The organism is Synechococcus sp. MIT S9508, from assembly GCF_047303045.1.
In the GTDB taxonomy this organism is placed as follows: Bacteria; Cyanobacteriota; Cyanobacteriia; order PCC-6307; family Cyanobiaceae; genus Synechococcus_C.
In genome coordinates, this window is sequence record NZ_CP138941.1 from 116,550 (window position 1) to 130,086 (window position 13,537).

The 13,537-nt window shown below is 35.0% G+C and carries 6 protein-coding genes; 4 read left to right on the plus strand and 2 right to left on the minus strand.

All coding sequences use genetic code 11. The features are described from left to right. Window positions 1-4: 4 nt before the first annotated feature. The 4 genes from SIB42_RS00760 to SIB42_RS00775 are packed head-to-tail and all read left to right on the plus strand — an operon-like array spanning window position 5 to window position 9,045. Window positions 5-1,369 (plus strand): hypothetical protein, encoded by a 1,365-nt coding sequence (locus SIB42_RS00760; RefSeq protein ID WP_156485199.1) that lies wholly within the window; start codon window positions 5-7, stop codon window positions 1,367-1,369. After that, window positions 1,366-3,585, plus strand: coding sequence for an ATP-binding cassette domain-containing protein (locus tag SIB42_RS00765; protein WP_067095259.1), 2,220 nt, complete (start codon window positions 1,366-1,368; stop codon window positions 3,583-3,585). Before SIB42_RS00760 ends, SIB42_RS00765 begins: the two co-directional genes overlap by 4 nt. Next, entirely contained in the window at window positions 3,582-5,735 is a 2,154-nt protein-coding gene (locus tag SIB42_RS00770; protein ID WP_067095256.1) for an ATP-binding cassette domain-containing protein, read from the plus strand. Before SIB42_RS00765 ends, SIB42_RS00770 begins: the two co-directional genes overlap by 4 nt. Continuing rightward, window positions 5,707-9,045 carry a lanthionine synthetase LanC family protein gene (locus tag SIB42_RS00775; RefSeq protein ID WP_156485198.1) on the plus strand — a complete coding sequence of 1,113 codons (3,339 nt, stop codon included), beginning with the start codon at window positions 5,707-5,709 and terminating at the stop codon, window positions 9,043-9,045. The genes SIB42_RS00770 and SIB42_RS00775 overlap by 29 nt, the downstream gene beginning before the upstream one ends. Window positions 9,046-9,444: 399 nt before the next feature. Here SIB42_RS00775 and SIB42_RS00780 read toward each other — a convergent pair whose 3' ends face one another. Together SIB42_RS00780 and lanM are read right to left on the minus strand one after the other, a co-directional pair. Further along, entirely contained in the window at window positions 9,445-9,633 is a 189-nt protein-coding gene (locus SIB42_RS00780; RefSeq protein ID WP_156485197.1) for a Nif11 family protein, read from the minus strand. A 252-nt stretch (window positions 9,634-9,885) separates the two neighbouring features. Further along, window positions 9,886-13,035, minus strand: coding sequence for a type 2 lanthipeptide synthetase LanM (lanM, locus tag SIB42_RS00785; RefSeq protein WP_067095250.1), 3,150 nt, complete (start codon window positions 13,033-13,035; stop codon window positions 9,886-9,888). Window positions 13,036-13,537 lie beyond the last annotated feature (502 nt).

The following is a 13,537-nucleotide window of genomic DNA, read 5'->3' on the forward strand; positions in this document are numbered from 1 at the left end:
ATCAATGTCAGAACTTTTTGAAGAAAAAGCACTCGCAAAGAAAAAGAACAAAGTTTCTTCTGTAAAATCAACGTCACTTCTTAGTACCCCATTAAAGGGAGCTATTGGAACAGGGATTGCCTTGTCAGCAGGAGCTTTGCTTTGGTCATGCTTCGCAAGAATTCCAATGAAAGCGACTGGTTATGGGGTTATCGTCCCAAATGGTACCTTCGATACAAAAGTAACTGCGTCTACCGGAAGAATTCACTTCACATTTGAAAATGGCAAACATAGACAGCCAGAGTTTGCAGCAACACTGTCTTACATGATTCAAAATCCGGATGCAATTTCAAAAAATACAGTATCAAAATTCAACGATGAAATCCAATCGTATTACACTACTTTATTTACATCAGAGGGTGCAAACAACCAGGACGTAAGTCCTCCAAGAAATAAATTAAAAGCAGGTAGCATTCTAGCAATGCTCAGTCCGATAAAGAGTCTAAAAGAAATTTCCGAAGCAATTTCAACATTTGAATTAACTCATGAGCTAGAAAAATCCTCCATCCAAGCAGAGGAGAAAGTAATTGAAGCTAATTCAGATATCTACGAGCAGAAATCGAGAATACTTAGTAAGATGATAGAGCTAAGGAATAAAGGTTTTTTAAGTGAAACATCTGTAATTAGCGCAACTGCTGAACTCAACGAATATAAGGATAAAATCAATCAAGCAGTGCTTCGCTTGGAAAAGCTAAAAAAGTCAATAGAGAAAGAAAGATTGACAATAGCCCAAAAGATTATTCGATTTAATGAATTGAATGTAGTACTTGCAGAAAACGATGTATTCATACTTGATGTATTGCAGCCTAATCATACGTTTTTGGATTCTGGGACACAAATATTACTAACTGCACCCAACTTAAATACACATCCCACCACAATCCCGGTATTTTTTCCAAACTCTAGTGCTGGCAAAGTGAATAAAGGGTTAGATGCTCTTGTTACCCCAATTGGGATTGACAGTTCATCGGTAGGGTCAATTAAAGCAAAGGTTGTTGAAATTAGCCTTCTCTCTGCAAATGAGGCATCCATTAATCAGATCATTGGAGCCAAAAGCCTTACAGAACTAGTACAACAAAATGTCAAAGATCCGACACCAGGAATTATGCAATTATCAAAAATCAGTAATAACTCCTACGAATGGACTTCAGGTCAAGCACCTGAAGGGTATGTACCGCTAGGGAGCATTGCCAGTGTAAATGTAACAACATCAAAAGTTGCACCAATTTCATTAGTTATACCTTTCTTCCGAAGAACATTTGGGATCACACCGCCAGAACCAAAACTTAAGGACAATAATGCCTTGAATGCAACTAAAGAACTAAAATGAGAAACTTACAGCTTTCCAAAAAAAGAGTCGTAGCGAAAACGACCATTCAATTTGAGGCAGTTGAGTGTGGGGCTGCTTCATTAAGAACAATACTTCAATACTTTGGCAAAATTGTTCCACTGTCTGACATTCGCAAAGAATGCGGTATTACTAGAGATGGTGCAACAGCCAGTCGCATAGTATCTGCAGCAAAATCATATGGGTTAGATTGTAGACCGTTCAAATTAAGCGCTGAAGGTTTATGCCAGGAAGGCAAGTTTCCTATTATATTATTCTGGGGATTCAACCACTTTCTTGTTCTCGAAGGATTCGATGAGCATCAAAATGCTTACTTAAGCGATCCACAACAAGGGAGAGTACGTGTATCTTTCAAGGAGTTTGAAGAAACTTACACAGGAGTAGCTCTTGAATTCATCCCCAACAAAGATTTTACACAAGGAGGAAATGAAGAGTCTAACTTTGCAGTACTGCCTGAACTACTCAATAATGTAAAACCATATGTTTGGATTGTAGTCATATTATCAATATTTGGCGCAATTCCTACTCTTGTCATTGCAGGAGCGACGTCACAAATTATCAACCAATTTCTGAATAATAATAAGCTTTATTTTGGCATACCATCGCTTTGGCTAATTGGCATATCAAGTACTATTTTGATGATTATTCTTACAATGCAATATTTGATAGTTAGGCGTCTTGGATTCAAGGTATCAAAAGAATTAACCGCAAATCTTTTTCAAAAGCTTTTCTCGGTACCATTTGCATTTTACCAGCAACGAATGCTTGGCGAGCTTGCACAAAGAATGCAGCTTGGAATTCGAATATCGGATCAATTTTTTAACGACATATTATTATTCACCTTAACAATGATCCAATCATTCGTAATTGTGATGGCGACCTTACTTATATCGTGGCAGTTAACAGTCTTTTGCTTATTATTAATATCCGTCAATCTTATTCTGAACTATAAATTAACTCTTAATCGAGTCGACTCAAATCGCCTACTTGGAATTGAAGAAGGGAAAATGCTTGGAGCAAGCATGCAAGGAATTGGAGACATACAAATGATTAAGGCCTCTGGTCTAGAGATTCAATTTATGTCCGGATGGCAGATACATTTTTCTAACGTTATAGAAAAAAGACAAGAGTTAGGTATACAGATAGGTCTCTCAAATGTGGTTGCATCAGGTTCAACATATCTTATGAATTCAATGTTAATTGGTATTGGCGGCCTTTTGATTCTGTCTGGAGATTTGACATTAGGTGCCTTGGTGTCATTCCAATTCCTATTAACTGTGCTTGTAGCACCAGTTGCCCAAATGTCCGGTATAAGCAAACAGTTTCAAATGCTAGACGGTCTGCTTGGAAGAATTCTTGATTTACAAAAAACTGAGACAGATCCTACTCAAGATGATTTACTAATAGAAGAAAGTAATCAATATCAATCAGCAAATTCCGATCCGGATAATCATAAGCTATTCACTGCTTCAACTGAAATAGATGTAGAATTCAAAGATGTAGATTTCTCATATGATCCCAAAAAACCATTTATCGAAAAATTTAATTTCGTCATTCCAAATGGAGGACATTTAGCGTTGGTTGGGGGGAGTGGTTGTGGAAAATCAACTATTATAAAAGTACTGGCTGGTCTTTACAATCCTTTAGGTGGACAAATAAAATTCAATGGGGTGAATAAAATAGATATCAAAAAAGAATTAATAAATCAAGTCATTGGATATGTTCCACAAGACGTATTTATGTTTAATGAGTCAATTGAAACAAATTTAAAATTATGGAAAGATTATGTTTCTGATTCAGATCTAGAATCAGCAGTAGAATTAGCTTGCATAAAGGATATGATAGATAAATATCCAATGAAATACAAACAAATAATATCAAACGGTGGGCTAAATATAAGCGGTGGTCAAAGGCAAAGATTAGAGATAGCCCGGGCGTTAGCTCTGAAACCGAAATTGCTATTGCTTGATGAAGCAACTAGCGCGTTAGATGAAGATACAGAAAAACAAGTTTTAGAAAACATATGGGGCTTAGGTATATCAACAGTCTCTATCGCACACCGTATGAGATCAGCCTTGATGAGTGATTATGTAATTGTTATGCATGAAGGAAAAATTGTTGAACAAGATACCCCTAATAATTTGCTGAAAACCGAAACAGTATTTAAACATCTCGTAAATTTGGAGAATAACCAATGAACCGATCCGACTCAAAAAAAGCTGTACTTCAGCAGGCATTAAATATTAAGGAAAGCCTCCGCTTTGACAATGCACCACAAACCTATTCAGATTCAATAGAAACTGTCGTTCAATTCGCACTACGCAGGCTCAATGTTGCGAAAAGACTAAGTGCTCCAACAAGAAAATCTTCAAATACAATTGTTCATTTTTTAGATTATAACGACATACTTTATAGAAGAGTTCTAATTCCTGATGATATAGATAAAAAAGAACATGTTGTGCTGGTTGTCAAAGAATTTGACAACGATGTTTACCATGTGGTGTATCAAGAAAAAAGAAAAGATTACATTTTTCTAGGGAACACATTTGAGGTAAAACTTTTTGATCCTGAAGAATGGAAATCAAAATTAGATTTAAATTGTTTCGAACTATACCCGAGTTTGCCTGCGAAAATAAATAATGCTTTTGATGTTCTATCTTTTTCTTTTAAACAAGAATATTTAGCATTAATTGCACTTGTAATTGCTACCGCAGTAGTGACAATATTTAATTTATCAATTCCACTGCTAACAAAATTTCTCGTAAGTACGGTTTTACCGCAAAATCAAACAACACTGTTATTGGAATCATTGATATTAATTTTGTTGATTGGCTTAGGATTAGTATGTGCAAATTTCTTGCAAATTAACATGCTGCTTAGATTAGAAACGTTGACTGACCTTAGGCTTCAGACTTCGGTATGGGATAGATTGCTTAAATTACCAGTTCAATTTTTTAATAAATACTCTGTAGGTGATTTAGCATCGAGAGTGAATTCTATATCGGCTCTTAGACAGTTATTAGGCTCTGGGGCAATATCTACATTGTTATCTGGGGTATTTGCTGCATCCTATTTCGTATTAATGTACCAATACAATGCACGACTGGCAAATTACGCTTTAATAACAAGTATTATCTCAATTACGATCGTCGGAATACTAGCATTTCGTCTTATAGATTTCCAATTTAAATTACAAGAAAACGAAGCGGATATAGCAAATTTTGCTTTGCAGTCATTGATAGGAGTTGCTCAACTAAAAACATCCGGAAGTACTCCGTACGTATTCTTGCAATGGTTAAATAGGATCTCAAGACTCACTAAAATTAAATTACACAGTTTAAAAATCGACAACTCCCTTGATATCTTTTCGCAAATATCAATCCCTATATCATCTACTATTATATATAGTGCAGTAGTCATAAATGTCTTGTCCTCAAACGATGAAAGTACAAGTAATCAAGCTGCTGTTGCGTCGATAGTTGCATTTGTATCAGCATATTCCGCTTACAACAGCAAAGTCAATGAAGCAATTACGCAATTAGCAAATATATTGCCAAATAGTATCGTACTGTGGAAACGTGCATCACCAATACTATTTGCTGACGTAGAGTCAGGTTATGACCCTAAAGCTATAGTCTTAAAATCCCAAGGAAACATCAGATTTGAAAAAGTAAAATTCCAATATCAAGGTGCTCCTGAACCACTATTCGAAAATCTCAATTTAATTGTAAGACCAGGAGAACATACCGCCTTGACAGGACAAAGTGGATGCGGAAAAACAACTATCTTTAGATTACTCTTAAGCTTTGAAAATTTAAATTCTGGGACGATTTTAATAGATGACGTACCATTAAATCAACTCTCTATCCGTAACTTTAGAAGACAGATAGGTGTGGTAATGCAAAACGCTCAGTTAAACCCTGGGACTATCTACGAAGCAGTAACTGGTGGTTTACCATACGAAGAAGAAGAAGTTTGGCATGCACTCGAACTAGCCAACATTGCTGAAAGTATTAATGAAATGCCTATGAAGCTAGAAACCATTTTGACACAAGGTTCTTCTGCAATTTCCGGTGGACAAAGACAAAGGATTGCAATAGCAAGGGCCCTGATCACAAAGCCAAAAATCCTTTTAATGGACGAAGCTACTAGTGCTTTAGACAATGAATCTCAACAGATTATTACTAAAAATATTGATTCTATGCACTTGACGAGGATAACAATTGCTCATCGCTTATCCACAATTTTGAGTGCTGATCACATATACAGAATTCAAAACAAACAGGCTATTAAGATCTCGGTTGATGACCTAGAAAGAGGTGATTACGAAGAAAGTGAAAACAAATAATTGTTTTAATAGCACTTATAGTCTAGTCAAGGAATCTGTAAAACTTAATAATTTATACATTGACCCGACTAGTGGTAGTCATAAAAAGAACCAAGATTATTTTCAATGGCAAAATAATTTGAAGGATTCCTTTGATATGAACCCTATTCAAGAAGCTGAATACATAAAGCGTCAGGAGGCAAGGATTAACAATATAAAAACAAATTATTTTAATAATCCCATAAAAACAGAAGATGTAGAGAATTTATCAGCCCAGCCTGTGTGGTTTGCTAAATTAGTGCAAATTCGCGAAATTTATCTCCAGTATAAAACAAGTCAAATTTATAGTAATCACGAACAGGGATCCTGTTGGGATATTTTTTGGCAACCCTTGCTTAAATTATTTGAATCAGATTTAGACGAAATCTGTAAAATCAACAGTATTCCCTTGCAAATAAATACAAAGGTATATGTTGATTACTTAAACCGCAATTTAAGTAAAATTTTTGATGGTTTGCTAGGGGAATTCTTCGATAATACAAAGTCGAGTTTTAGCTTGTCTACTGAAAATAGTTTAGATAATATATCCCTTGAATACACGCTTAAGAAGCAGGGTTTGAATGACAAAATAACTGAGGAGATTACATGTGGTTTTGCAAATATTTTGAGTAGCTATCCAGTGTTTGGGAAAAAGCTTTCATTGATTTACTTGAACTACTTGAATTTCTTTTCATTGTTCGTCGATCGTCTTAAAAAAGACATTTATGAAATTTGCAAATATAACCCAAGTAGTAAAGAGATAGTCGTAAATCTAATACCTTGTCGCTCTACTTTGGGTATTTTTCATCCCAAATGTTTTCATATTCAACTTTTTGTTGTATCCGACAATGACACAAAATTACCAGACGATCCAATAGAAGTATTATATATAGAAAAGAATTTTACGGCTGAAAAGTTTTTCAGCTCAGTGTATTCATGCAAAGGCATAGATGAATCAAGTCAATATATACTACCACCAAGTTTTCTTCCGAAAGATAATTATGGGTATGTATATCTCGCAGACAAATTAGAAATAAAAGACCAATGGCCATACTTATTGTATTACTTAGGTCAAGTCACATATCTCTATTGGTTATTAGATTTAGACAAGTCTGCATGTAGTAGTTTTTATTATTATAATGAGCAAATAATATTAGTTGATGAAGCGTCAGCAAGCTTATTGCGTCCGACCTGTATTGCCAATCGCTCTTATGACTTACTCTATTCTAAAATTGATGAGTTAAATAGAACCAACTATAAATTGACAGACGAATCCGTTTTGAAAACAGGAATCATCCAGAATTTTAAAATTTTAAATGGAGAGACTATTAATTTGAGCTTACTCGGGCAGATCTGTAAGAATATATTACCAAAGCTAGAAAAAGATTATTCGTTATTTGTTTACACTCAGTTCCTTCAATTGCAAAAGAAAAATAAATCTTATGAAAATCCTAATAATCTAGAAAGTCTCTCCATTTGTGAAATTTTATTTAGCTGTTTTAAATTTGGATTTGAAGATATGATTAACTCATTTTCATCAAATGATTATCAGCAAAATAATGCTATCTGGTTGAATATAGCCAATAACCTGCAAAATCATTCAAATTCATTTTCCTACTATGATTCTACAGATGACCTACGCCTCCTAATAGCCTTACACAAGCCCTCTAATTTGAGATCTGAAATAAATCAAGTTAAGGAGATTGAGAAATTTCATAAAGAGTCAATATCTAACATGGATAATAAACCTGATGAAGTACCTCTTGTCGGATATCATATGACTTGTCTTTATGGAACTAAGGATTCTCGAATATGCAATAATATGTCTGCTCTAAACGAAATAAATAGTATTTATGGAGACACACTATTTACAGATAGATCTGAATACTCTTTTTCGGACTATCTTATCAAACGGCTTAATAAATTTGATAGGAATCATATCCAAGTATCATTAGATATGATTGAAAAGTATTTTTTGCGGCTAAATGACTCTTTATCAATGGCGCCTTCTGTGAAAATTGAAATATCTTCATCATATGATAATTTGAATCAAGATCTATGCCAAACTTTTGGTTTTACAAGTAATGATCTGGCAGATATTTGCGTAAGCAAACTTTCTGATTATTACATATTAAGTGAGCAAAATCACCCTTTTTGGTTAGCAAATGATTTATTAAATAGCAATTTGGTACATCCTCCGGTTTCATCAGGGCTCAATCTATACTCAGGTAAGGCAGGAATTGCGTTATTCTTAAGTCATTATTCTGAGATAAATAAAAATTCCTCTGCATCTAATGCTAACCAAATCAAACATATCACTAATCTAATTCGCCAAGAGTTGCATGATCATTTTTCCGCATCTTCTATCCAACCCATGGAATATTCTTCACTTCCGTTAGGCATATGTGGTATTGGTGGATTTCTGATAGCCTTCAAATGTCTCGAATTACCCGAATTACATCGTAATTTAATACAAAACTTATGTATGGACTCAATCAATACCGATTGTGATCTTGATTTCATTGCAGGTGCTTGTGGCTGCGTTGGACCACTTCTTTCCAATTCATCGCAAAAATCATTAGATTTAGCTTATTCTGCGTGTACTCGTTTTAAAGATATGCAGGATATTAGCGGTGCTTGGGATATAAATCCTTCCTTTTCTAAACTTATTAGTTTTGCACACGGAACATCCGGTTTTATTGCGGCTTTAGTGCGTTGCGCATTGACTTTAAATACCGATGAGTTTGATTTAACTATTGAAATGGCAATTAACTATGAACGTACAATGTTCAATGAAAAGTTGCTTACATGGCCTGATCTACGCAGATCGTATAATGAAACCGTTTTATCTTGGTGCCATTGTGCTCCGAGTGTCTTACTTAGTCGCTGCTGTTTAGTTGGCACCAAGTATTGGGATGATTATTGTGAAACTGAAATAATCCTAGGACTACAGGCAATGCAAAATTTGCCATTTACTGATGTAAATAATATTTGCTGTGGGGGTTTTGGCTTAGCTTCTATATGTTCAATTGTAGAAATTATATCATCAAGCTTATCAGCACATGGTCATAAAACAGCCCTAGAACTGATATGCATGAATCGGCAAAAAATACTGAAAAACATCTCATCTATGGATGGCCATAACTATTTATTTAACGACAAAGATCCATTGATAGAGACAGGATTGTTTACAGGTATTTCGGGAATTGGCTTATCATTAAGTAGTCGATCGCTTCCATTGCTTGCCACTGTGATAAGTGGTGACTTGCTAAAGCTTCAAAGCCTAAAATAAATCAATCCTATTGATCGCAAATCCAAAAACATTTGCTCTATTAAATAAGATAAAAAAGCCATGGAACTAATGCTCCATGGCTTTAAGGCAAAATAAGATAATTCGAAGCTTATTTCACTAAGAAATCAAAGGGTGCAAGCGGCTGTCCATGCAGCTTTACCGCAGCTTCCGCCGCCGCCAGCAACGGAATCAAGGTCGCTGTTATCGAGTGTTACGCCGTGCTCTGAGGCAAGTTTTTTAAGAGCCTCTTCTGCCTTCTTAGCGAGCGCAGGATCTGACTGAAGCTTTGCAATGAAATCGTTTGTGTTTGCCATGAGAATTAAAGTGTTTGATAGGTTTATGACAGGTTTCAAAGGAATAATTTGAAACCGGTATTAGGGCATTAGTTAGTTTTCTTGCTCAGAAAGAGCAACCTGCCGTCCAAGCGTACTGCTTGCAGGAACCGCCACCACCAGCGACTGAATCGAGATCAGATGAATCTATATCCATTCCTGCTTCTTTAGCAACTTGATCGAGAGCTGCTTTCGCTTTTTTTTGCATTGCAGGATCATTCTGTAACTTATCCAAAAAATTCTTAGAATCAGACATGGTAAAAATGAATGGGTTTGACCGTGGTTAAAAACCAACCACGATTTTCAAAATAGCCAATCTCAGCAGCATGGGGCGTCATCTTCCTAAAGAAAAAATTTTCTTTTTTTTGAATTGAATCAATTGATACTTTTTGAAAGATTCGGAAGATTTATTTAATAAGCATTAACCGGTTCAAAGCAATTTGAAATTTACTAGAGAATCATATGAATACGCTTACTCATTTTGGTTGCAAAAGCTTGCTATAAACTGCTAAAAGTCGCCCAGTTCGCACAGGCCTGCTGTCATGATTGTCAACAGCGCCTTGTCTGACTGGACACTTCCTCTCCGCATCATTATCTTTGCAATAATCCCGCCCCAAAAACCCGGCCCAATTTGGATATTTTGCAATTGCTTATGAGATATCCCAATTTGATAAGATATTGAATCCTGATTATTTTGGTCAATTTCAAACAGCTTCAAAATAGATTGCTGTCTAGAATTATTTTTCTTATCGTCGCTAGTTGGGCTCAACAATTGTAGAGCAATTAAAGTTGAATAGAGTTTTGTTTGCTGATAAGTAGTCAACCCGACCTTTTCGATTTCCTGGATATGCCTGTGAAGCGATAATTCTACTGAATTTAATTCAACGCTGAATTCTTTTGTTTGGCCTTCCCATAAACTCATAAGACATAATATCATACAGTCACTAACAATTTTCTCTAGGCATTCAAGCTTACCAATATTTGAAAAGAATCTTTCACGCGATTCATTCGCAAGCTTTTGATAAAGTGAACTTTTTTTATTAAAAGATAGATGCAGGCTGACGATGGTTAAAGCACCTTGCCCGCTCCAAAAATCATAAGACAAATCAAAAGTATTGTTTATATAAGCTGTTAATTGCTCAAGGATAATGTCAGTAATTTGTTGGTCCAATATCTCATTTTTACAATTTAAAGCCTTTTGTCTATACAGAAATGTACTTACTAAAGCTAATGAGCCATCTTCCAGATTTAGTGGCAACCCATAAATAATCTCCTTCAAATTACCAAGCCTAATGATTGATTGCCATGGATCATTAAAGCCTGAGCAATGTAAAGCTAATAAGTCTGAGGAGGCACCCAGTAATCCAATACCTTGTTCACGAAGCCACGGGAAAATTAAGTTTTTACGAGACAACACATGGGTCCAAGAGACTTGGTTTTGTTTGCCTAATTGAATTTCCCAATTATTGCAGCCTTCTTGACTTAAGGCATTTTCAATTGATGTATAAAAAACAAAGCCAAGAATACCATTTCGAAATGAATAATCAGTAGGACCAAACTGATGTGTATGACCATCTCTCTCCAACAGAATACATAGCCAATAGTAATTATTTTCTGAATTTAATTTTGCTTGTGATTTTATGCTTCCAGTAGAATACTGGCTTATGCTATTAATTTCCTTAGTATTGGTTGTCAACTTTGTATTTCGAGTTTTCAAAAAATTAGGCTGTATAAAACATAAATTAAGACTCTTTGCTACAAAAGACCCATTAATTATCATAATTTGCCTTTTTATCTCTTCTTTGCTTAAGACGTTTAGCCTTCTTGTGAAACTTGTGAGAGAACTATCTGCAAAGAATTCTTCTCTGCTAAATTTTAAGATATGATTAGGCCCTTTTGGTGAACAACAATTTTCTAGTTCGTGAGTAAAATATGGTATATCAAGTTCACGCAGTTGCTGGATTTCCTGCTTGCAAATCAGCCAGTTATAAGGAGCATCTTCTGACTGCATATAAGCACGTATAAGTTTTTCAATTACAAGAAATTGCTGATTAACAGTCTCTAATGACTGAGGTGATTTAAGATTAAGCAGTAATTTTTTATAGACTTGAGTATTTCTTTGAATGAATCTTCTTTTCTTGTTTTTGCAATATGTTTTTGCCAATTCTCTAATCAAAATTTTATTATCATAAAATAATTTCATTTGTTTTTCAAAGCCTTCTCTTACGTATTTGACATATTCTATGCATTTGTTCTGTGATTTTGATGGCAAACAAGGATTAAATAGGCACTCATCTGATAAATCCAACTTCATCATATAATTTGTATTCGTAAATAGCCAGCGTTGTTTCGCAAAGAGCTCTTCATCTTCTTCACAAGTAGGTGAGCCCAAGCAACTAATATCAATAAATTTTTTTAGCTTTATAGAGTATATTTGTGAAGGTAGCATGCCAGTGCGTGTTACTGAATAACTTTCTTCGACTGAATCGATTTTATTATCTTTATCTATATATGTATGCCTTAGACGTGGCTCCATTAAAGTCTCCCCATCTATAAGCATTAGATTATCGAGACGTGCTATGAGATTTTCTTGATGACAATCTGATCCACCAGTAATATGGAGTGTTGCCAAAATTTTTCCAGAATTAATATAAAATCTTTTCATCTCTTTTTCGCTTTTACATAGCCTATGCTCAACAAACTCTGAATAACCATATGTTTCTCTATCGAGTAAAACTGGAAACAATGAAACTGATTCCGTTTCTAATGAAGCAAAAAATTTCAGAATTTCATAGAAAAATATTTCCAACCCAACGCTTCTTGGCTTGTAAACTACTTTGATTAGTTCATTATCTGCAAGTATTGACTTAAAATGAATAATCAATACTTGTTCGCCGCCATTGTGAGAATCAGATCCGGTATAGCGTACATTTATTATTTTATCGCTGGCAACATTAAATTTCTTTCTTAATTCTTTCTCGTCTGCGCTGATTCGGGTAAGAAGTTTTCTTGTTGTAGTTTCCCATCTATTCACTATAGTGTTGATATGTAAGTAAAGTACTGGGTATTCTTTCAGAATATTTTCAAAGTTAATCTTGGTATCTCTGATAAAAGAGATGTATTGGTCTTTTGGAATCTGATTATTGGCATCCTGCGAGTATTGATAACTTGTTATTTCAGCCATGATCTCATTTATATTTCTTGATTCATTCAACTTTTTTATCAATACTTGTTCGGTAAGATCGCTAAGCTGTATGTAAAGTCCTCGAATAAGTGAACTTTTAGTATTTTCACTGACAAATACTTTGTTCGGGGTTAATGTGCTTGCCTTTGTGATGATATTCCCTGCCCATAACTCAAGTGGTTTCCATAGTTCTATAAAAGGAATTTGATCATATCCTTCATAGCTATCTAAGTCTTCCTGTTTTGTCTTTTTAATTAGCTCTACAAGCCAGTTTAAACTTTTTTTTGCTTCTGAAATTTTTTGATTTTCTGTTTTTTCCCAGTTTCTTATTTTTTCGAACTCTTCGCTATTTTCCCAGAGTAATCTTTTCTCTAATTGTGCAATATCTCTAGGGTGGCCAATTGACTCGCACCACTTAGCAAGGAAATCGGAATCACATTTATCGATGAATTTTCTAATATTATATGCATCCATAATCGTTAAAACTCACGTTCCAACCTTTATTTGGAAAAAGTTCGATTGTAAAATCGATATTTCTTATTTTAAAAGTCGTGGGTTTAATGCAAAAGTTGATTGAGATGTTTGATTGCTTCATAGGGAAACAAGAATTCAAGAGTGCTTTTCCAAGGATGATGATGGTCGAAAATACATCTGTATACTTAGTCTAAAGTCGGAGATTGCAAGAACCCGTAACGAGGAATATCGCTCTATGAACGCGAGCTAATCCTAATCCACTAAAGGCGCATGCTCGAAAAACAGAGAGGAATCAAGTGTTTTCTCAAATCTATCTTAAAACAGTTATATCATTTCTCTTCCAAAAACTTCGATCAAAGTCGCTCGTTTTAACTAAACGCAGATCGCATTTGGCTCCATAGTTTGATAGGCGTTTTGCAATAAGAGGTAATGGTTATTGATCAATGGCTCTATCAATGCCGTTGCTGAACGTCACCAGCAGGCATGAGGCCTTCCCGTCGGT